The organism is Alphaproteobacteria bacterium (assembly GCA_020638555.1).
Taxonomy (GTDB): domain Bacteria; phylum Pseudomonadota; class Alphaproteobacteria; order Bin95; family Bin95; genus JACKII01.
The window spans coordinates 589010-608376 of record JACKII010000001.1 but is presented as its reverse complement, the minus strand read 5'-3'; the positions used below and the strand labels follow the sequence as shown (position 1 = coordinate 608376).

The window sequence follows — 19367 nt, the reverse complement described above, 5'->3', positions numbered from 1 at the left end:
TCACTCCGCCGCCCGGGGCGCGGAGCCGGCGGCCCCGGCCGCCAGATCGGCCTGGTCCTTGGCGTTGTAGTTGGAGTCGTACCACCAGTGCAGATACTCGCTGTAGGTCATGGGCGGGTATTGCGGCGGGTCGTCCGGCCCCTGGCAGGTGGGCAGGCAGGCGATCACGGTATCCATGTGCGGCCCCAGAAAATACGGAATTGCGTACCGGGGCTCGCCGATGGGCGGCAGCGCCCGGTGCGGGGTCGAGCGGTAGTGGCCGTTGGTCCAGCGGTGCAGCATGTCGCCGGAATTGACCACGAAGGAGCCCGGAACGTCCGGCACGTCCAGCCATCGGTCCTCGCCCACGCGCGCCTGCAGGCCCGGCACGCCGGAGCGCGCGAGGAAGGTGAGGAAATTGGCATCGGTGTGCGGGGCGATGCCGTACTGGCCGGCCTCGCGCTCGCTCACCGCCGGATAGTGGGACAGGCGGAAGGAAAACTGGCTCTCGGCGAAGGCGGCGTCGAAGAAATCGGGCGCCAGGTCGAGCGACACCGCCAGCGCCGGCAACAGGCGCCGCGCCATGGCGTCGACCGCGTCGGTGTATTCCAGCAGGGTTTCGCGGAAGCCCGGCAGGTTGTCCGGCCATTCGTTCGGCCCGGCAAAGCGGCGGCCGGCCCGCACCAGCGGATCGTCCGGCCCGCGCTCGCGCTTGATGAAGAACGCTTCGTTCCGGTCCGGCTTCGCGTCCGCCTCGCTGACGCGGGAGGTGCGGACATTGTAGCGCCCGGCGGCCATGTAGCCGTTGTTGTGCGCGTTCATCAGCACCTTTTGCTTCGCCGCCATCGGCTGGGCGTGGAAGCGCCGCGCCTCGGCGAAGGTGCGGTCGATCAGGTCCTGCGGCACGCCATGGCCGGTGATGAGCAGAAAGCCGATGCGCGTGAAGGTCTCGCGCAACTGGCGGGCGACCGCCTCCCGGCCCGCCGCGCCGCCGTCGGCCAGCGGCGCAAGGTCGATGACGGGGATGCGGTCGGGGGCGGCGCTCATGGCAATATCCTAGCTTTCGAGTCCGGGCGGCGGTCAGGCGGTGGCGACCGCCTCGGCAATCGCCTTGCCGATCTCCTCGGTCGAGCCGTTGCCGCCCATGTCGCGGGTTTTCGGCCCGCCGCCGGTCAGCACGGTCTCGATGGCACGCTCGATGGCCTGGGCCGCGTCGGAATGGCCCAGATGTTCCAGCATCATCGCGCCGGACCAGATCTGGCCGATCGGGTTGGCGATGCCCTTGCCGGCAATGTCCGGCGCCGAGCCGTGCACCGGCTCGAACATGCTGGGATAGCGGCCTTCCGGGTTGATATTGGACGAGGGCGCGATGCCAATGGACCCGGCCACGGCCGGCCCCAGGTCGGAAAGGATGTCGCCGAACAGGTTCGAGCCCACCACCACGTCGAACCAGTCCGGGTGCTGCACGAAATGCGCGGTCAGGATGTCGATATGGTACTGGTCCGTCGTCACCTCCGGATACTGCTTCTTCATCTCCGCGAAGCGCTCGTCCCAATAGGGCATGGTGTGGATGATGCCGTTGGACTTGGTGGCCGACGTCACCTTCTTGCGCTTGCGCGTCATCGCCAGGTCGAAGGCGTATTTCAGGATGCGGTCGACGCCGCGGCGGGTGAAGGTGGTCTGCTGGCTCACCATCTCGTAGGGCGTTCCGGCATAGAGGCGGCCGCCGATCTCCGAATACTCGCCCTCGCAATTCTCGCGCACGACGAAAAAGTCGATATCCTCCGGCCCGCGGCCCGCCAGCGGCGACGAGACGCCGTCCAGCAGGCGCACCGGGCGCAGGTTGACATACTGGTCGAACTCGCGCCGGATCGGGATCAGCATGCCCCAGAGCGAGACATGGTCGGGCACGCTCGGCCAGCCGACGGCGCCCAGGAAAATGGCATCGTGCGGCCGCAGCAGGTCGATGCCGTCCTCCGGCATCAGCCGGCCGGTTTTGGCATAGTCCTCGCACGACCAATCGTACTGGGTGAACTCGTAGCGCAGGCCGAAGCGGCTGCCGACGGCATCCAGCACGCGCAGGCCCTCGGGCACGACCTCCTTGCCGATGCCGTCGCCGGGCAGGACGGCGATTTTGTATTGGGCGGTCATATTCGGACGGTTCCTCGGGTTTGCAATGGAGTCTAAAAGGCCGCGATGGCCTCGACCTCGATGACGAAGCCGGGTTGGGCGAGCGCGGTGACGCCGACCAGCGTGCTGGCGACCTTGAGGTCGCCGAACACCTCGGCCCGCGCCGCGCGGTAGTCGGCCACCTTGCCCATGTCGGTCACGTAGACGTTCAGCCGGACGATGTTCCGGATCGAGCCGCCGCCGGCCTCGACCTGCGCCTTGACATGGCGGAAACAGGCCAGCGCCTGGGCCTTCATGTCGCCGGGGTTCGCGACGCCGCCCTGGGCATCGTAGTCGACCTGGCCCGACAACACGATCAGGGTGGAGGCGCCCGTCACCTTGATGGCCTGGGCATAGGCGGGCGGGTCGAACACACCGGGGGCGGCGTAGGGTTGGAGCGTGGCCATGGGACGAACCTTCGGGATCGGATTCTGTGGACGCCCGCGAGTGTAGCGTTCCGCCTTGCGACCGGCTACCGGCATCGCGCATGGCGAAATCCGCGGCTTGGCTCAGGGAGAAACCCGCTGGCACGGCTCAGGGAAAAAACCCGCCGGCTTGGCTCAGGGAGAAACCCGCCGGCGCGGCTCAGGGCATGGTGCGGTAATAGTGCCAGAGCGTCACCGCCGCGGCGGAGCGCCAGGGCGCCCAGGCCGTCGCCAGCTCGCGCGAGACTTTCGGCGTCGGCCGCGCCTCCAGCCCGCGCAGGCGCTGTTGCGCCGTCTGCAGGGCCAGATCGCCGGCGGGCCAGACATCGGGGCGGCCCATGGCGAAGATCATATAGACCTCCGCACTCCAGACGCCGATGCCGGGAACCGCGGTCAACGCCTGGACCACGGCGGCATCGTCCCGCTCCGGCAAGGAGTCGAGCGGCAGGCGGCCGTCGAGAATGTGCTCGGCCAGCGCCGTGGCATAGGCGATTTTCGGGCGGGAAAAGCCGCAGGCGCGGATCGCCTCCGGCCCGGCGGCCAGGAAGGCCATCGGCGTCAGCGGCTGCACCGCGGCGCACAGGCGCGCAAAAATGGCCCGGGCCGAGGCGGCGGAAACCTGTTGGGCGACAATGGCGCGGACCAGGGTCTCGAAGCCCGGCGGCCGCAGGTCGAAAACCGGGGCGCCCGCCTCCTCCACCGCCCGCGCCAGCGCCGGATCGGCCGCCGTCAGCGCGGCGAGCCCCGCTTGCAGGGCCCGGATGCGCGGGTCTTCGCCGCCGTCGGCGCGCGGGTCGCTCACGCGGGCAAGGCGCCCACCGGCAGCGCCTGGGTTTTCCAGCGCGGCCGCAGGCTGAAGGCCGTGGCCAGCGCGCTCAGGAACAACAGCACCGCCACCGCCTGGTGCGTCGCCGCCAGCGGAATCGGCACATTGGTCAGCAGGGTGAGAATGCCCAGCGAGACCTGCAAGCACGCCACGCCCATCAGCAGATTGACCGCCATCAGCGCCGTCCGGTTCAGGCTGGCCTGGCGGCAGCGCCCCCACAACACCGCGATCAGCGTGAACGTGGTGATGGCGATCCAGCGGTGATTGAACTGGATTGCCGACTGGTTTTCGAACCAGTTCAGCCAGAAGGGCGACATGTGCGCGTATTCCGCCGGCACCAGCCGGCCGCCCATCAGCGGGAAAGTGTTATAGATCAGCCCGGCATTCGTGCCGGCGACGAAGGCGCCGGAAACGATGGTGAACAGGATCGCGCCCGCCACCAGCCAGGCATGACCGGCCAGGGACCGGCGTACGCGCATGCGCCGGTTCGGCGGGATCAACAGCGACAGGCCCAGATAGAACAGCAAGGCCAGGATGATCAGCGCGAACACCAGATGCGCGGCCAGACGATACTGGCTGACATCGGTGCGCTCGGCGAGGCCGCTCTTGACCATCCACCAGCCGACCAGCCCTTGCAGCCCGCCCAGCAGCAGCAGGCCGAACAGCCGCAGCGCCAGGCGCCGGGTCAGCCAGCCGCGGACCAGGAAGAACAGGAAGGGCAGCAGGAACAACACGCCGATCAGCCGGCCCCAAAGCCGGTGGATGTATTCCCACCAGAAAATCAGCTTGAAATCCGCCAGACTCATGCCGGCATTGATCTGATGGTATTCGGGAATCGTCCGATAAAGCGAGAAAACCCGCTGCCACTCGGCATCGCTCATGGGCGGAATCATGCCGATCAACGGGCGCCATTCCACCATCGAAAGACCGGACTCGGTCAATCGGGTAATACCGCCAATACAAACCATTGCGAATACTGCTGCAACCAAAGCAAACAGCCACCCGGCTATTATCGCTCTGTGACGAATCGCCACCATCTATCGGATACACTCCCCAGATCGGGCGTTGTTACTGCCGGAGAGTGTATGGACGAGCCCCCCCGCCATCAAACGACGGGTTGCCGCAAGCGACGGCTCAAAGTGTCGCGCGGAACGGCCGCCGCAGCGGCCGGCCCGACAGGGTCAGTGCAGGCGAAGCTCGCCGTCGACCACGCGCAATTCCGCCGGGCTGACCAAGCCTTTCTGGGCGACCCGGACCGAATGCACGCGCCCCTCCAACTCCCGGTCCCAGAAATCCAGGAACCGGCGCAGCACCGGGAATTCGGGCGCGATATCCAGCTTCTGCCAGACGAAGGCCTGGAGCAGGCGCGGATGGTCCGGCATGTGGTACAGGATTTCCGCGGTGGTCAGCCGGTAACCGGCCAGTTGCTGCGAAAGGAATGTCATACGCGCCGTACTCCGTCCTGCCATCATTGCCAACCCGCGAATTGTGACGGGGATTGCCAGGGGCGATCAAGACGACTCGTCGCACAAAAGCGTAAAAATCTATTATATTTCTTTATGTTGGCAGCCAGCATCGGCGAGTGCGAACGAATTGTTAGCACTCACCCGGGCTGAGTGCCAAATTTTTCCTTGCAACCACGGGCCTTCCTTCCTAAATGGCGGCGCATCCCGGGCGTGCCAATCCGGTCGCCTTGGGTCACCGATGTGACATCACCTGCAAGCAACCTCAAGGGAGACTCCCGAATGCGTTTCAGGCCGCTGCACGACCGCGTTCTGGTCCGCCGCGTCGAGTCCGAGCAAAAGACCGCCGGCGGCATCATCATTCCGGACACCGCCCAGGAAAAGCCGATGGAAGGCGAGATCATCGCCGTCGGCTCCGGCCGCATCGCCGATGACGGCGCGGTCACGCCGCTGGACGTCAAGGAAGGCAACCGGATCATTTTCGGCAAGTGGTCCGGCACGGAAGTCAAGATCGGCGGCGAAGACCTGCTGATCATGAAAGAGTCCGACATCATGGGCATTATCGAAGACTGATCGTCTTCGACCGCGCTCCAGATAATACACCCCCGATCGGATAGAAGAGGGATATAAACTACCATGGCTGCGAAAGACGTCCGTTTTTCCGCCGATGCCCGTGAGCGCATGCTCAAGGGCGTCAACACCCTGGCCGACGCCGTCAAGGTGACGCTGGGCCCGAAAGGCCGCAATGTCGTGCTCGACAAGGCGTTCGGCGCGCCGCGCATCACCAAGGACGGCGTGACCGTCGCCAAGGAAATCGAGCTTTCCGACAAGTTCGAGAACATGGGCGCCCAGATGGTGCGCGAAGTGGCGTCGAAGACCAACGACGTCGCCGGTGACGGCACCACCACCGCCACCGTGCTGGCCCAGGCCATCGTGCGCGAAGGCGCCAAGGCCGTTGCCGCCGGCATGAACCCGATGGATCTGAAGCGCGGCATCGACCTGGCGGTCGAAGCGGTGATCGCGGACCTGAAGGGCCGGTCGAAGAAGATCAACGACTCCTCCGAGGTCGCCCAGGTCGGCACCATCTCGGCCAATGGCGAAGCCTCCATCGGCAAGATGATCGCCGAGGCCATGCAGAAGGTCGGCAACGAGGGTGTGATCACCGTCGAAGAGGCGAAGAGCCTCGAGACCGAGCTCGACGTCGTCGAAGGCATGCAGTTCGACCGCGGCTACCTCTCGCCCTACTTCATCACCAACGGTGAGAAGATGATCTGCGAGTTGGAAGAGCCGTACATCCTGCTGCACGAGAAGAAGCTCGCCAGCCTGCAGCCGATGCTGCCGGTGCTGGAAGCCGTCGTGCAGAGCGGCAAGCCGCTGCTGATCGTCGCCGAGGACATCGAGGGCGAGGCGCTGGCCACGCTCGTGGTCAACAAGCTGCGCGGCGGCCTGAAGATCGCCGCCGTGAAGGCGCCGGGCTTCGGCGATCGTCGCAAGGCGATGCTGGAAGACATGGCCATCCTGACCGGCGGCCAGGTCATCAGCGAAGACCTGGGCATCAAGCTCGAGACCGTCACCCTGGACATGCTGGGCCGCTCCAAGCGCGTCAGCATCAACAAGGACGAGACGACCATCGTCGACGGTTCCGGCGAGAAGGCCGACATCGAGGCGCGCTGCAACCAGATCCGCCAGCAGGTCGAGGAGACCACCTCCGACTACGACCGCGAGAAGCTGCAAGAGCGTCTGGCGAAGCTGGCCGGCGGCGTCGCGGTCATCCGCGTCGGCGGCGCGACCGAGGTCGAGGTGAAGGAGCGCAAGGATCGCGTCGATGACGCCCTGAACGCCACCCGCGCCGCGGTCGAGGAAGGCATCGTCCCGGGCGGCGGCACCGCGCTGCTGTATGCGGTCAAGGCCCTGGATGCGCTCTCCCCGGCGAACGAGGACCAGAAGGTCGGCATCACCATCGTCCGCCGCGCGCTGCAGGCGCCGGTGCGCCAGATCGCCGAGAATGCGGGCGAAGACGGCGCCGTGGTCGCCGGCAAGCTGCTGGAAAGCTCGGACGCCAACTTCGGCTACAACGCCCAGGACGGCCGGTACGAGGATCTGGTGAAGGCCGGTATCATCGACCCGACCAAGGTCGTGCGCACCGCGCTGCAGGACGCCTCGTCGGTTGCCGGCCTGCTCATCACCACCGAGGCCATGGTGGCCGAGCGTCCGGAGAAGCCGGGCGCCGGCGGCATGCCGGACATGGGTGGCATGGGCGGTATGGGCGGCATGGGCGGCATGGACTTCTGATCCACCCCCCAACGCTGTTACCGACAGGGAGGCCGCGCTCAACCGAGCGCGGCCTCTTTGCATTCGAAAAGGCGGGAGGAATTCCGGCGGGGAAACCGGGTGCGGCCCGACACGGGAGCCCCGACGATGCCCCCACCGGCCCGGCAAAACGGGACGCCGCAATGCAAACAGGCCCCGAAACCGGGGCCTGTGCGTCTGAAGTCTGGAACGGTGGGAAAAGCAGCGTCAGCGGCGACGGCGGATCCAGCCGATCCCCAACAGCCCCGCCAGGCCAAGCAGCAGGCCCGGCGCTTCATCGACGGTCACCGTCAAAGCGGTGTTGACGGACGTGGTCGAGAATGGCTGGAAGCCGGCACCGGCGGTCGGATAGTCGATCCGGACGCCCTGCGCCAGCGAGAAGGCCGCCGGCGTCGAGCTCGCATTCACGGTCAGGTCGACATCGTTGATCGTGCCGGTCCCATGGCTGTCCGGCAGCGCGATCGGCCCCAGTTCCATATTCGTCAGGTCGACCGCCGTGCCGGTGTTCACGGTCGTTCCCGCCGCCGTGGTGCCGGTCGTCGACTCGTTGACCGTCCACAACGTGCCGGGACCCAGCCCGTAATCCGTATCGATCGCGAAGATATCCAGGGCCACGTCGGCCGTCAGCCCCGACACGCTGACAACGGACAAGGTCAGACTGCCGGCGCTCGGCGTCGACGACGATGTGGCTGCGGCAAAGATCAGCGCGAACCGTGGGTCGCCGGTGATCGTCATATTGACATTGCCGCCGCCAGCGGCGCCGTCGGCGGTGGTGGCCGTGCCGAACGGGGTCGCATCGCCCACCATGCCATCGCCATCGTCGACGGCGATATAATCGATTCCGGCCGTTGTCGGATCATCGATGGCCAAGATCAACCGCGCCTGCGCCGGCACGCTGCCGACGGCGCCCATGATCGCGGCCGCACCCGCAGCCAGGGTCAGTTTCGATACCACACTCATCACCGCACCTTCTTTTTCGCAGCCCGCACTCGACTGGCGGGACGGTTAACGGATGCAAAACCATACCCTGATCCTCGCCATTTGCAACCATGAATTATGCCATCGTATTGTAATACCGTATCTTATTGCAGGGAATTTGTCCGGTATTTCAGGCAACAAATGCATTTTCCTGTAGACATTGGGTTGAATCGCCAGCGAAATCGGCCTTCGGATCGCCACAACCGTATCGAACCGGCGATCGCGGCGGATTGTTCGGCCGCGGGGCTGTGCTATGCATGCCCCTTGCGCCTCGTCCATTGTCCGGCGCGGGGCCGGGCAATCATCGCGGCCGGTCTTGGGAGGCCGCCAGTGCCCGATCCGATCCGCATTGCCGCTCTCCAGGCCCGTCTCCATGCCCGCTCTTAGGTCCGTCCATTACGGCTGGGTCATCGTCGCCGCCTGCCTGCTGGTCGGCATGAGCGGCTATGGCACGTATTATTCCTTCACCCTGTTCTACCCCTATCTGGTCGACGAGTTCGGCTGGAGCCGCGCCGCGATCTCCGGGGCGATGTCGCTCGGCCTGGTGACCTATGGCGTGTTCGCCCTGCCCATGGGCTGGTGCGTCGACCGGTTCGGGCCGCGCCTGACCATCGCCCTCGGCGGGCTGCTGATGGGCGGCGGCACGCTGCTGGGCGCGTATGTGACCGAGCTCTGGCACCTCTACGCCCTTTATGGCGGCATCGCCGGCATCGGCATGGGCGCTGCCTGGGCGCCGCTGGTCTCGACGATTTCCCGCTGGTTCGAGGACCGGCGCGGCCTCGCCATGGGCATCGGCCTCCTGGGCGGTGGCACCGGCACGCTGGTCATGGCCCCCATCGTCGAGGCGCTGCTGGACGCCTATGGCTGGCGCGAGACCTATTGGTGGCTCGGCATCGCCACGGCGGTGGTGATGGTCGGCGGCGCGCTGCTACTGCGCCGCGCCCCGGCGGACATGGGGCTGGAGCCTTATGGCGCCGGCGCGGCCGCGGCCCGCCGCCGGGCCAATGCGGGGCGGGAGCCGGAACTGCCGGTCTACAACAGCCTGGGCGCCATCGTTCGCACCGGCCTGTTCTGGCGCATGGCGCTGACCTTCGGCTTCTGGTGGTTCGGCGGCGCCATCGTCTTCGTCCAACTGGCGCCCTTCATCCTGGAGAAAGGCTTCGACCTGACCTTCGCGGCCCTGGCGGTCGTGGCCTTCAGCGCGGCGAACGGCGCCGGCAAGGTGCTGGTCGGCATGGTGAGCGACCGGCTCGGCCCGCGCCCGTCCTACCAGGCCGCCTGCGCGCTGGCCGGGCTCGGCATGGTCGGGCTGGCGCTCGCCAGCAGCCCAACGGGGGTGATCCTGGCCGGGCTGGCCTTCGGCTTCGGCTTTGGCGGCGCCTCGCCGCTGCTGGCCACCATCGCCGTCGGCCTGTTCGGCACCGGCGCGGCCGGGGCGCTGATGGGCGCCATCCTGGCCCTGATGGGCACGGTCGGCGCCGGCGGCCCGCTGGTAAGCGGCCTCATCTTCGACTGGACCGGCAGTTATGCCACCGCCTATCTGCTGGGCGGGGCGGTGTTCGCCGTGTCGGTGGCGCTGGCGGCCACCCTGCACCACCCGGACTAGGGCGCGCGGTTTCCCGGCCGAGGCGGAGCGGTGCGCCGGGACCGGCCGGCGGCAAGCGAACACCCAAGGGGGCGGTGTTCGGATGATGACACCGGCCCCGGATGGCGGCTCCGCCACCTCCGGGGAACACGGGCGGCTCCGCCACCTCCGGGGAACAAGGGCTTCCGGGGTACAGCGGCCCCTCGGAATGGCACCTCAGAAGTTCGGCGCGTCCAGGCGGCGGTCGTCCAGATACCAGGCATCGACGCGGTTCCAATAGAAGGCGACGCAGTCACGGATCGGGGCCACCGCGTCGATGGCCTCCGGATAGCCCCAGACCGCGTTTTCGGCCTCGCGGTCGCCGACTTGCACGCTCCAATAGCGCGCCGTGCCCTTGTAGGGGCAAAAACTCTGCCGGTCCGACTCGCGGAGCGCCTCCCAGCGCACATCGGCGCGCGGAATGTAGAAGGCCGGCGGCAGCGTCTCCTCGCGCAGGATCAGGGCGCGGTCGCTCTCGGCGAGCGTGGTGCCGGCGAACTCGACCCGCACCGGTGCCGGCGCGGGTTCCAGGGTGATGGTGCGGGGCGGCGGGGCTGCCTTGTCGCTGCTCATGGGCTTCGGGCCTCCTTCGCGGGCGGGCGAGAGGACCATGCTAGCGCCTCACCAGCCGTTGTCATCCCCGTCCTGCTGCCAGGCGTCCGGGAAGTGCTGCGGTGGCCCGCCGGGCGTGACCACGATCAGGTCGAGACGGACGAAGCTGTCGGCGTGCTCCGGATGATCAGCCAGAAAGTGCTCGCCCGCCGCCGCGATCCGCGCTGCCTGCCGGGCGGAGAGGGCGTAGAGGCCGCGGCCGGTGGAGGCCCGCGCCTTCACCTCCACCAGCGCCAGCACCGGCGGCCGGAAGGCGATCAGGTCGATCTCGCCGGAGGGCGTGCGCAGCCGCTCGGCCAGGATGGTGTAGCCCTGGGCGCGCAGCCAGCCAGCGGCCTGGGCTTCGGCCGCGCGCCCCAGGCGTTCGCGGCGCTGGCGTTCGGCGGTCACGCGTCCGGCTCCCGGTCGTTCGCATCGCCATCCAACGCCCGCGCCAGTTCCAGGGCGCGGGCATAAACAGCGCGGCGCTTCAGCCCCGTCGCCTCGGCCACCGCGGCGGCGGCATCGCGGACGCTGTCGCGGGCAAGGGCCGCGCGCAACAGCGTGTCCAGGTCCTCGGCCGACGGCTGGCCGGCGTCGGCGGCGGGTGGCGCCACCAGCAGCACACACTCGCCGCGCGGGGGATCTTCGGCGGCGCCGGCGGCCAGGACTCCGGCAGGGCCGCGCCGCCATTCCTCGTGTCGCTTGGTCAGCTCGCGGGCGAGGCAGGCCGTCCGCTCGCCCAGCACGGCGGCGATGTCGGCCAGCGTGTCGGCGACACGGCCCGGCGCCTCGTAGAACACCAGGGTCGCCGGTATCGCCGCCAACTCCTCCAGGGCGCGGCGGCGGGCGCTCTGGCGCGGCGGCAGGAAGCCGGCAAAGCAGAACCGGTCCGTGGGCAGGCCGGCGCCCACCAGCCCCGCCAGCAGCGCGCTGGGGCCGGGGATGGGCACGACCGGGTGCCCGGCCTCCAGGGCGGCCGCCACCAGCCGGTAGCCGGGGTCGGAGACCAGGGGCGTGCCGGCATCGCTCACCAGCGCCAGCGCCTCCCCCGCCTCCAGCCGGCGCAGCAGGCCGGGCAGCGCCTGGCGGGCGTTGTGCTCGTGATAGGGCAACAGCGTGCGGCAAAGGCCGTAGCGCTGCACCAGGCGCAGGGTCAGGCGCGTGTCCTCGCAGGCGATGGCCGCGGCGTCGCGCAACACCCGCAGCGCCCGCAGGGTCACGTCCTCCAGATTGCCGATGGGCGTGGCGACCACATAGAGGCCGGGGGCCAGCGGAGCCGGCGGCAGCAGGGTGTCGAGCGCTTGCATGGCCGCCAGCCTACACGCTTCGCGCGCGGAAAGCAGGCACGGGAAATCAGGCCAGGACGTTCGGTCGCCTGCGGACAAGGCCCTCGGATCGCTATATAGTGGCGACTCGAGTCGAGGAGAGTTCCTGCCCATGCCGATCCAACGTCGCAAATCCACGAGCACCGCCATCGGCCGCGGCCTGCGCCGCCGCTGCCCGGCCTGCGGCCAGGGCCATGCCTTTGCCGGCTATCTGCGCGTGGTGGACCAATGCAGCCGTTGCGGCGAGGCGCTGGGCCATATCCGCGCCGACGATTTTCCGCCCTACCTGACCATCGTGCTGGTCGGCCACCTTGTCGTGCCGACCGTGCTGCTGACCGAACAGACCCAGCAATGGTCCATGACGACCAACATGATCGTCTGGCCGGCGGTCACCCTCGCCCTCTGTCTGGCCTTCCTGCCCTTCCTCAAGGGCGGGGTTCTGGGCCTGATGTGGTCGCTCGGCCTGAACGGGCGCGAGCGCCAGGGATCGCCGAGCCTGTGAGCGAGCGGCCATTCTGGGAGGCCAAATCCCTCTGGGAGATGACTCCGGAGGAATGGGAGTCCCTGTGCGACGGCTGCGGCAAGTGCTGCCTGCTCAAGGTCGAGTACGAAGACACGCACGAGATCGAGCCCACCTCCGTCGCCTGCCGGCTGATGGACCCGCACACCTGCCGCTGCGGCGACTATGCCAACCGCTGCACCCTTGTGCCGGACTGCATCGACCTGTCCCAGGCGGATATCGGCGCATTGTCCTGGATCCCGCAGACTTGCGCCTATCGCCTGCTCTCGGAGGGGAAGCCGCTCTACTGGTGGCATCCGCTGGTCTCCGGCGATCCGGAGACCGTGCACACGGCCGGCGTTTCCGTGCGGCACCGCACCATTTCCGAAGACGAACTGGCCGACGAGGCGGATCTGATCCGCTATGTCGTCGACTGGCAATTGTAGCCTCCGATGCGGGAGGTGCCGCCGGACCTGACCATCCGCGTCGATGGCCGTGCCCGGCGCATTTCGCTGCGCCTGAACGCCCGCGGCGCCCCGGTCCTGACCCTGCCCCATGCCCGCCTGAAAGGCGAAGGCCTGCGCTTCGTCGCCGCCAAGCGCGACTGGCTCGCCGCCCAGCGGGCGCGGACGCCGGAGCCGGTGCCGTTCCGGCCGGGCGCGGTGGTGCCGGTCGCCGGCGCGCCCCACGAAATCGCTCTCGCCGGGCGCGCGCGCGATCCGGTGCGGGCGGCGGACGGCGTGCTGCATGTCGGCGGCCGGGAGGAAACGGTGCCGGCCCTGGTCACGGCCTGGCTGAAAGCCGAGGCGCGGCGGACGCTGGTGCCGGCGGTCGCGCGCCATTGCGAGCGCCTGGGGCAGGCGCCGCCGCCGCTGGCGGTGCGCGATCCCAAATCCCGGTGGGGCAGTTGCTCCAGCGCCCGGCGGCTGTCCTTCTCCTGGCGTCTGGCCATGGCGCCGATCGAGGTGCTGGATTATGTGGCCGCGCACGAGGTGGCGCATCTGGTGGAATTGAACCACAGCGCCCGCTTCTGGGCGCTGGTGGCGCAACTGACACCGGGCTTCGAGGCGCAGGAAGCCTGGCTGAAACGCCACGGACGCGGGCTGCACCGCTACGGCTGATCCCCGGACGGTGCGGAGCCCCTCTGATCCCCGGAGGCGGCGGAGCCGCCATCCGGGGCCGGTGTCTTCCTTCGAACATCATCGCGGCCGGTGTTCGCGAGAGCGGCCGTTCCCGGCCCTCGCCTCCGGCTCGGCCGGCAAACGGCATAGCCATCGGCGGCAGGCTTGCGGTATCAGGGCGGGAACCACCGCCAACCGCAGAGCCCCGCCATGCCATGTGAGCCCGCCACCTACATCAACCCCCGCACCGGCGCCACCTGGCCGCTGGCAGAGCCGCTCTGGCGCGCGCCGGACGACCTGGGGCCGGTCGAACTGACCGACGGGCCGGGCCTCACGCCTGCGGACATCGCCCGCGGCGAGGGCTCGCTCTGGCGCTATCAGTCCGCACTGCGGGTGCCGAAGCGGCTGTCGCTCGGCGAGGGCTGGACGCCGCTGGTGCCGGGGCGCTGGAACGGCCGCGACGTGCTGTTCAAGTGCGAGCACCTGCAACCCTCCGGCTCCTACAAGGACCGCGGCATCGCCGTGCTGGTCAACGCCCTGATCGCGGCGGGCCTGACCGAGATTTTGGAGGATTCCAGCGGCAATGCCGGGGCGGCCATGGCCACCTATTGCCGGGCCGCCGGCATCGCCTGCGCCATCTATGCCCCCGCCGCCGCGCCGGCCGGCAAGCTGATGCAGATGCAGGCCTTCGGCGCCGACCTGCACCGTGTGCCCGGCTCGCGCCAGGACACCACCGACGCCGCCCTGGCAGCGGCCGAAACCCGCTTCTATGCCTCGCACGCCTGGCAACCCTTCTTCGTCGAGGGCACCAAGACGCTGGCGTTCGAACTCTGGGAGCAAATGGGCTTCCGCCTGCCGGACCATGTGGTGATGCCCGCGGGCCAGGGCGGCAATGTGCTGGGGCTCGCCACCGGCTTCGCCGAACTCGTCGCCGCAGGCCAGATCGCCAGGCCGCCGCGCCTGCACGCGGTCCAGGCCGAGGGCTGCTCGCCGCTGGTGGCGGCGTTCGAGGGACGGGAGGCCCCGGCGCTGGCGCCGACCGTCGCCGACGGCATCGCCACGCCGCAGCCGGTGCGGGCGGCGGCGATCCTGGAGGCGGTGCGCGGCTCCGGCGGGCAGACGGTCGCGGTGAGCGAAGACCGGATCCGGGCCGCACTGCGCGACCTGCTGGCCGGGGGCTGGTATGTGGAGCCGACCACCGCCGCCGGCGCCGCCGGCCTCACCCGGCTGCAGGAGGCGGGCCACATCCAGCCGGGCGAGAGCGCGGTGTTGCTGCTCACCGGCCACGGCCTCAAGGCGGGAGCGGCCATCGCCGCCGCGCTGGGATAGGCGGCGCTTTCGCGGCTGGAGCGAAGCCGCCTTTTCAGCTTTCCCGGCCGCAGCGGAGCGGAGGGCCGGGATCTCCGGGGGAGTTTCGCCCGGACCGGGGTCCCGGATCGGCCTTGCCGTCCGGGAAAGCGCAAGAGGGGGGAGGCCCCGCCTCAGCCGCCCAGCATGCGGCGCAGCAGTTCGATATCCTCCTGCAGCACCCGGTCACTGCTCTGCAACTCGTCCACCTTGCGCACCGCGTGCATGACCGTGGTGTGGTCGCGCCCGCCGAACTTGCGGCCGATTTCCGGCAGCGAGCGGGTGGTGAGTTGCTTCGCCAGATACATGGCGATCTGGCGCGGCCGCGCCACCGCCCGCGCCCGGCGCGGCGAGGACATGTCGGCCAGGCGGATGTTGTAGTGCTCCGCCACCCGGCGCTGGATGTCGTCGATGGTGACGCGGCGGTCGTTGGCGCGCAGCACGTCGCGCAACAGGTCCTGCGTCGTCTCCACGCTCAGTTCCCGTCCCACCAGCTCCGCATGCGCCACCAGCCGGTTGAGCGCACCTTCCAGTTCGCGCACGCTGGAGGAAATGCGGTGGGCCAGGAATTCCATCACCGCCTTGGGAATGGCGATGCCCATCTGGTCGGCCTTGGCCTCCAGGATCGACAGGCGCAGTTCGTAGTCGGTCGGGTGCAGGTCGGCGACCAGCCCCCAGCCGAGGCGCGAGCGCAGCCGATCCTCCAGCCCTTCCAGGTCGGACGGCGACTTGTCGGCGCTGATGACGATCTGGCGGTTCTGGTCGACCAGGGCGTTGAAGGTGTGGAAGAACTCTTCCTGGGTCGATTCCCGGCCGCAGATGAACTGGACGTCATCCACCATCAGCACGTCGACCGAGCGCAACTGCTCCTTGAACGCCACCGTGTCGCGGAAGCGCACCGCGCGGATGAACTGGTACATGAAGGTTTCGGCCGAGATGTAGAGCACCCGGCGCCGCGGGTCGCGCTGGCGGATATGCCAGGCGATGGCGTGCATCAGGTGGGTCTTGCCCATGCCGACCGGGCCATAGAGGAACAGCGGGTTGAAGGCCGCCTCGTTCGCTTCCGCCACCCGGCGGCAGGCCGCGTGCGCGAACTGGTTCGGCTTGCCGACGACGAAATTGTCGAAATTCAGCCGGTGGTCCAGCGGCGCACCGATGGTGGTGACCCATTCCTCCGCCGGCACGCCGGCATCGATCGCGTCCGGCCGGTCGTCGGACGGCACGCCCATCCCGACCCCGCCGCCGTCCGGGACGGTCCGCGGAGCGGCCGGGACGGCACGCCCGGACCGGGCAGCGACGGACGCACCGCTCACGGCCGGCGTGGCGGCCCGCAGCGTGGCGGGTGCGGCCACCCGGCCGGCATCGACCCGGCCGGCATCGCAGTCCGCCATGTCATGGGCCGCCGTCTCGTGCGCCGCCGTCTCGTGGGCCGCGACGACCACCGTGACGGTCTCCACCTCTTCCGCACTCCAGAGCGCCCGCAGGCGGTCGCCGTAAAGGGCGTTCACCCGGTCGCGCATGAAGCGGGTCGGCACGGCGATGGTGACGGCGTCGTCCGCCGCCCCGCTGAGCGCCATCGGTTTCAGCCAGCTGCGAAACACGCCCTCGCCGAACTCGCCCCGCAGCTTGCCGCGGATGCGCTGCCACTGAACGGCGCGCAGTTCGTCCAGGCCCAGGGGTTCGGATACGGCTTCGGAGACGATGTCGGTCATTGCCCGTCTCCCCCGACCCGGTGCGGCGCTTCCGGCAGGCCGGCACCGCGCCAGCCGCCATGGCGGATTCCGTCCGGTCCGGCCACGCCTTCGAAGCCCTCCCGCACATTCACCGCATGGGCGTATCCGGCCGCTGCCGCCGCGGCCGCGGCGGCCAGGGAGCGAACGCCGGAACGGCACAGGAAATACAACCTGGCGTTGGCGGGAATCCGCTCCGCTTTCAATTCTGCGATGAAATCCGCGTTGACTCGCATGTCCGGCGGCAACTGCCAGGACACGAAATGCAACTTATGCGATAGATTCCCCAGATTCGGTGCACCGACGGCCGCCCACTCCTGGGGCGTGCGAACATCGACAATGTGCGCCGCATCGTCGGCCTGAACGGCATCCCAAGCGACTTGGGCGGAACATTCTGGAATTGTTGTATTATCCGGCATTGTTCGAAACTTTCTTCTTTTAATTTAGAGTATTCTTGATGGGAAACCGCAATGATCTCCCCCTGAACCAAAATTCTAAGCTAGTAGTAATTCCGGTAAATGCGACTTCTGTCGCGACCCGTCGACAGCAACATAACTTGCCAACCCTCGCGTCTTCGTTGAACCAACCGCATCCGGCACCGCCCGTTGTTATATTTGTTAATTATTTTTATTGAGCTGCTCCGATCTAGCAACCGGAATGTAACCTTACGCCCGCCGTCGAGACAACGGCCAAAACCGCCCGCCGGCAAAAAAAAGTGCTTGACCCCACGCCCCCTTCGTAACAGCCACCCGGGCCCAAAATTCAGCCATAAACGCAAGCGACCGCGTTAACTATTCCACTTTCAATAGAAAATGCCGGCCCTGGTTTCCCAGGGCCGGCATTTTCAAAATATGGGTGTGCGGCGGGCCGCTAGCCGATGGCTTTGACCTGGCGGCTCAACCGCGAAATCTTGCGCGCTACCGTGTTGCGGTGGGCGACGCCCTTGTTGACGCCGCTCATCAGCACGGGCTGCGCCTCACGCAGCGCATCGCGGGCCGCGGCGGCATCGCCGGAGGCAATCGCGGTTTCGACCTTTTTCACATAGGTCCGATACTGGCTCACGCGAGCCTTGTTGACGGCGGTCCGACGCGCCGTCTGGCGCACGCGCTTGCGTGCTTGCGGAGAATTGGCCATGGCTATCCCTTGCCGCCGGTTGTTCGAAGATCGGGGCTTATACGGTCTCGAACCCGGAAGGTCAAGCGGCTGGCACGCCAAATTCGCCGCCGATCCGGGGTAAAGTGCCGCTTCGACACCGTCTCAACGGTGTTTGAAGGCCGGCGCCCGCTTGTCGACGAAGGCGGCCATGCCTTCCATCTTGTCTTCGGTCGCAAACGTGGAGTGGAACAGGCGCCGCTCGAAGCGCACGCCCTCGGCCAGCGTGGTCTCGTAGGCGCGGTTGACGCTTTCCTTGCAGATCATGGCGATCGGCAAGGACTTGTCGGCAATGGTCTCGGCGGTGGCCATGGCATCTTCCATCAGCTTGTCCGCCGGCACGACGCGGGTGACGAGGCCGCAGCGCTCGGCTTCCTCGGCGCCCATCATGCGGCCGGTCAGGCACATGTCCATCGCCTTGGACTTGCCGACAAATCGCGGCAGGCGCTGGGTGCCGCCGCCGCCCGGAATGGTGCCCAGATTGATCTCCGGCTGGCCGAACTTGGCGTTGTCGGCGCAGATGATCATGTCGCACATCATGGCGATCTCGCAGCCGCCGCCCAGGGCATAGCCCGCCACGGCGGCGATCACCGGCTTGCGCGCCTTCGACACCCGCTCCCAGCCGACGGTGATGAAGTCGGCCATATAGACGTCCATATAGCCCTTGGACGACATTTCCTTGATGTCGGCGCCGGCGGCGAAGGCCTTTTCCGAGCCGGTCAGCACCAGGCAGCCGATATTCTCGTCCGCCTCGAACCGGTTGATGGCGTCCTCCAGCTCGTTGATGAGCTGGGCGCAGAGGGCGTTCAGCGCCCTGGGCCGGTCCAGCCGAATCAGGCCGACACGGCCATGGGTTTCGACGGCGATCATCTCATAGGCCATGGGAAAAGCTCCTCGGAGGCACATGGGGGTGAAGAAGTCCGTACCGCGCGACGGGCGCAGCGGAGGCTGTTCTAGGTCAGACTTGGCAGGACGGGCAATAGAAAGTGGAACGGCCTCCCTGCACGTGCCGCGCAATGACCGCGCCCTCGCGGCAGGGACAGGGCTGCCCTTCCCGACCGTAAACCCGCCAGGAATGCTGGAAATAGCCCAGCTCGCCATCGGTCTGGACATAGTCGCGGAGCGAGGAGCCGCCGGCCGCCACGGCCTCCTCCAGGGTGGCACGAATTTCCCGGGCGAGCGCCGCGGCCTCGCCATCCGTCAGGCCGCCGGCCGCGCGGAACGGCGACAGGTGGGCGCGATAGAGCGCCTCGCACACATAGATATTGCCGAGGCCGGCCACCAGCCGCTGATCCAGCAACGCGGCCTTGAGCGGCGTCCGCCTGCCGGCAAACAGCCGTTGCAGGGCCCCGCCGTCCAGCGCGTCCGAAAGCGGCTCCAGGCCCAGGGTTTTCAGCCGGGGATGGGCGGCCAGCGCGGCCGCGTCGGCGACCCAGTCCATGGAGCCGAAGCGGCGCGCGTCCTGATAGAGTACGGTATCGCCCGCCGCGGTCGTGACAACCACATGGACATGGTTCTCGCCCCGGCGGCTGGCCGCATTCTGCCCCGCGGGCTCGACGATCAGCCGGCCGGACATGCCGAGATGGATCAGCCAGACGCCGCCATCGTCCAGGTGCGCCAGCAGGTATTTCGCCCGGCGGTTGAGCCGATCCACCCGGCGCCCTTCCAGGTGCCGTTCCAGGTCGGGCGGCAGCGGCCAGCGCAGGTCGCGACGGCGCACCTCGACCCGGGCGATTCTCGCGCCCTCCAGCACCCGCGCCAGACCGCGGCGGGTGGTCTCGACTTCTGGCAATTCCGGCATAAGGGGGATGCTAGCCGCGGATTT

The 19367-nt window shown here is 68.3% G+C and carries 22 protein-coding genes; 7 read left to right on the top strand and 15 right to left on the bottom strand.

The genetic code is table 11. The annotated features are described in order from the left end of the window. The 6 genes from H6844_02830 to H6844_02805 form a co-directional block, all read right to left on the bottom strand. Positions 1–1026 (bottom strand): isopenicillin N synthase family oxygenase, encoded by a 1026-nt coding sequence (locus H6844_02830; GenBank protein MCB9928333.1) that lies wholly within the window; start codon positions 1024–1026, stop codon positions 1–3. A 33-nt stretch (positions 1027–1059) separates the two neighbouring features. Beyond that, positions 1060–2130 carry a tartrate dehydrogenase gene (locus tag H6844_02825; protein ID MCB9928332.1) on the bottom strand — a complete coding sequence of 357 codons (1071 nt, stop codon included), beginning with the start codon at positions 2128–2130 and terminating at the stop codon, positions 1060–1062. Between the two features lie 32 nt (positions 2131–2162). Next, on the bottom strand, positions 2163–2555 hold the full coding sequence (locus H6844_02820; GenBank protein ID MCB9928331.1) for a RidA family protein: 393 nt from the start codon (positions 2553–2555) through the stop codon (positions 2163–2165). 178 nt (positions 2556–2733) lie between these two features. Continuing rightward, complete coding sequence (locus H6844_02815) at positions 2734–3336, bottom strand: DNA-3-methyladenine glycosylase 2 family protein (protein MCB9928330.1); 603 nt, start codon at positions 3334–3336, stop codon at positions 2734–2736. A gap of 35 nt (positions 3337–3371) precedes the next feature. Next, positions 3372–4436, bottom strand: coding sequence for a COX15/CtaA family protein (locus H6844_02810; protein ID MCB9928329.1), 1065 nt, complete (start codon positions 4434–4436; stop codon positions 3372–3374). 144 nt (positions 4437–4580) lie between these two features. Beyond that, entirely contained in the window at positions 4581–4844 is a 264-nt protein-coding gene (locus tag H6844_02805) for an usg protein (GenBank protein ID MCB9928328.1), read from the bottom strand. A 300-nt stretch (positions 4845–5144) separates the two neighbouring features. Between H6844_02805 and groES the strand changes: the two genes are divergently transcribed. Both groES and groL read left to right on the top strand, forming a co-directional pair. Then, the gene (gene groES, locus H6844_02800) at positions 5145–5435 is read left to right on the top strand and encodes a co-chaperone GroES (GenBank protein ID MCB9928327.1); all 291 of its coding nucleotides are present in this window, start codon (positions 5145–5147) and stop codon (positions 5433–5435) included. Positions 5436–5498: 63 nt separating this feature from the next. Next, on the top strand, positions 5499–7154 hold the full coding sequence (gene groL / locus H6844_02795) for a chaperonin GroEL (GenBank protein ID MCB9928326.1): 1656 nt from the start codon (positions 5499–5501) through the stop codon (positions 7152–7154). A gap of 225 nt (positions 7155–7379) precedes the next feature. Here the strand turns inward: groL and H6844_02790 are convergent, their stop codons facing one another. Then, positions 7380–8132, bottom strand: a complete 753-nt coding sequence (locus H6844_02790) for a hypothetical protein (protein ID MCB9928325.1) — start codon at positions 8130–8132, stop codon at positions 7380–7382. A gap of 391 nt (positions 8133–8523) precedes the next feature. Between H6844_02790 and H6844_02785 the strand changes: the two genes are divergently transcribed. Continuing rightward, entirely contained in the window at positions 8524–9756 is a 1233-nt protein-coding gene (locus H6844_02785; GenBank protein ID MCB9928324.1) for an MFS transporter, read from the top strand. Positions 9757–9951: 195 nt separating this feature from the next. Here the strand turns inward: H6844_02785 and H6844_02780 are convergent, their stop codons facing one another. The 3 genes from H6844_02780 to rsmI are packed head-to-tail and all read right to left on the bottom strand — an operon-like array spanning position 9952 to position 11675. Then, positions 9952–10347 carry a DUF427 domain-containing protein gene (locus tag H6844_02780; protein MCB9928323.1) on the bottom strand — a complete coding sequence of 132 codons (396 nt, stop codon included), beginning with the start codon at positions 10345–10347 and terminating at the stop codon, positions 9952–9954. Between the two features lie 48 nt (positions 10348–10395). Then, the gene (locus H6844_02775; protein ID MCB9928322.1) at positions 10396–10776 is read right to left on the bottom strand and encodes a YraN family protein; all 381 of its coding nucleotides are present in this window, start codon (positions 10774–10776) and stop codon (positions 10396–10398) included. Continuing rightward, positions 10773–11675 carry a 16S rRNA (cytidine(1402)-2'-O)-methyltransferase gene (gene rsmI / locus H6844_02770; protein MCB9928321.1) on the bottom strand — a complete coding sequence of 301 codons (903 nt, stop codon included), beginning with the start codon at positions 11673–11675 and terminating at the stop codon, positions 10773–10775. Before rsmI ends, H6844_02775 begins: the two co-directional genes overlap by 4 nt. Positions 11676–11805: 130 nt before the next feature. Between rsmI and H6844_02765 the strand changes: the two genes are divergently transcribed. From H6844_02765 to H6844_02750, 4 genes are all read left to right on the top strand, one after another. After that, a complete protein-coding gene (locus H6844_02765) occupies positions 11806–12195 on the top strand; it encodes a DUF983 domain-containing protein (protein MCB9928320.1) in 390 nt (129 codons plus the stop codon). Continuing rightward, entirely contained in the window at positions 12192–12638 is a 447-nt protein-coding gene (locus H6844_02760) for a YcgN family cysteine cluster protein (protein MCB9928319.1), read from the top strand. The genes H6844_02765 and H6844_02760 overlap by 4 nt, the downstream gene beginning before the upstream one ends. Before the next feature lie 6 nt (positions 12639–12644). Next, complete coding sequence (locus H6844_02755; GenBank protein ID MCB9928318.1) at positions 12645–13313, top strand: M48 family metallopeptidase; 669 nt, start codon at positions 12645–12647, stop codon at positions 13311–13313. Positions 13314–13523: 210 nt separating this feature from the next. Beyond that, positions 13524–14642: a pyridoxal-phosphate dependent enzyme gene (locus H6844_02750; protein MCB9928317.1), complete on the top strand. Its 1119-nt coding sequence runs from the start codon at positions 13524–13526 to the stop codon at positions 14640–14642. 152 nt (positions 14643–14794) lie between these two features. Here the strand turns inward: H6844_02750 and dnaA are convergent, their stop codons facing one another. The 5 genes from dnaA to mutM form a co-directional block, all read right to left on the bottom strand. Beyond that, positions 14795–16372 carry a chromosomal replication initiator protein DnaA gene (dnaA, locus tag H6844_02745; protein ID MCB9928316.1) on the bottom strand — a complete coding sequence of 526 codons (1578 nt, stop codon included), beginning with the start codon at positions 16370–16372 and terminating at the stop codon, positions 14795–14797. Further along, complete coding sequence (locus tag H6844_02740; protein ID MCB9928315.1) at positions 16369–16809, bottom strand: rhodanese-like domain-containing protein; 441 nt, start codon at positions 16807–16809, stop codon at positions 16369–16371. The genes dnaA and H6844_02740 overlap by 4 nt, the downstream gene beginning before the upstream one ends. Positions 16810–17260: 451 nt before the next feature. Then, entirely contained in the window at positions 17261–17524 is a 264-nt protein-coding gene (rpsT, locus tag H6844_02735; protein ID MCB9928314.1) for a 30S ribosomal protein S20, read from the bottom strand. A gap of 123 nt (positions 17525–17647) precedes the next feature. Further along, entirely contained in the window at positions 17648–18424 is a 777-nt protein-coding gene (locus tag H6844_02730; protein ID MCB9928313.1) for an enoyl-CoA hydratase, read from the bottom strand. Positions 18425–18500: 76 nt separating this feature from the next. Next, a complete protein-coding gene (gene mutM, locus H6844_02725) occupies positions 18501–19343 on the bottom strand; it encodes a bifunctional DNA-formamidopyrimidine glycosylase/DNA-(apurinic or apyrimidinic site) lyase (protein MCB9928312.1) in 843 nt (280 codons plus the stop codon). Between the last annotated feature and the right edge of the window lie 24 nt (positions 19344–19367).

What these genes read in the sequence shown, in the direction of transcription:
- rsmI (MCB9928321.1), bottom strand. Translation starts at nt 11,675, where the DNA reads ATGCAAGCGCTCGACACCCTGCTGCCGCCGGCTCCGCTGGCCCCCGGC.
- dnaA (MCB9928316.1), bottom strand. Translation starts at nt 16,372, where the DNA reads ATGACCGACATCGTCTCCGAAGCCGTATCCGAACCCCTGGGCCTGGAC.
- H6844_02740 (MCB9928315.1), bottom strand. Translation starts at nt 16,809, where the DNA reads ATGCCGGATAATACAACAATTCCAGAATGTTCCGCCCAAGTCGCTTGG.
- H6844_02755 (MCB9928318.1), top strand. Translation starts at nt 12,645, where the DNA reads ATGCGGGAGGTGCCGCCGGACCTGACCATCCGCGTCGATGGCCGTGCC.
- H6844_02830 (MCB9928333.1), bottom strand. Translation starts at nt 1,026, where the DNA reads ATGAGCGCCGCCCCCGACCGCATCCCCGTCATCGACCTTGCGCCGCTG.
- H6844_02805 (MCB9928328.1), bottom strand. Translation starts at nt 4,844, where the DNA reads ATGACATTCCTTTCGCAGCAACTGGCCGGTTACCGGCTGACCACCGCG.
- mutM (MCB9928312.1), bottom strand. Translation starts at nt 19,343, where the DNA reads ATGCCGGAATTGCCAGAAGTCGAGACCACCCGCCGCGGTCTGGCGCGG.
- H6844_02730 (MCB9928313.1), bottom strand. Translation starts at nt 18,424, where the DNA reads ATGGCCTATGAGATGATCGCCGTCGAAACCCATGGCCGTGTCGGCCTG.
- rpsT (MCB9928314.1), bottom strand. Translation starts at nt 17,524, where the DNA reads ATGGCCAATTCTCCGCAAGCACGCAAGCGCGTGCGCCAGACGGCGCGT.
- H6844_02785 (MCB9928324.1), top strand. Translation starts at nt 8,524, where the DNA reads ATGCCCGCTCTTAGGTCCGTCCATTACGGCTGGGTCATCGTCGCCGCC.
- H6844_02765 (MCB9928320.1), top strand. Translation starts at nt 11,806, where the DNA reads ATGCCGATCCAACGTCGCAAATCCACGAGCACCGCCATCGGCCGCGGC.
- H6844_02810 (MCB9928329.1), bottom strand. Translation starts at nt 4,436, where the DNA reads ATGGTGGCGATTCGTCACAGAGCGATAATAGCCGGGTGGCTGTTTGCT.
- groL (MCB9928326.1), top strand. Translation starts at nt 5,499, where the DNA reads ATGGCTGCGAAAGACGTCCGTTTTTCCGCCGATGCCCGTGAGCGCATG.
- groES (MCB9928327.1), top strand. Translation starts at nt 5,145, where the DNA reads ATGCGTTTCAGGCCGCTGCACGACCGCGTTCTGGTCCGCCGCGTCGAG.
- H6844_02825 (MCB9928332.1), bottom strand. Translation starts at nt 2,130, where the DNA reads ATGACCGCCCAATACAAAATCGCCGTCCTGCCCGGCGACGGCATCGGC.
- H6844_02780 (MCB9928323.1), bottom strand. Translation starts at nt 10,347, where the DNA reads ATGAGCAGCGACAAGGCAGCCCCGCCGCCCCGCACCATCACCCTGGAA.
- H6844_02750 (MCB9928317.1), top strand. Translation starts at nt 13,524, where the DNA reads ATGCCATGTGAGCCCGCCACCTACATCAACCCCCGCACCGGCGCCACC.
- H6844_02820 (MCB9928331.1), bottom strand. Translation starts at nt 2,555, where the DNA reads ATGGCCACGCTCCAACCCTACGCCGCCCCCGGTGTGTTCGACCCGCCC.
- H6844_02790 (MCB9928325.1), bottom strand. Translation starts at nt 8,132, where the DNA reads ATGAGTGTGGTATCGAAACTGACCCTGGCTGCGGGTGCGGCCGCGATC.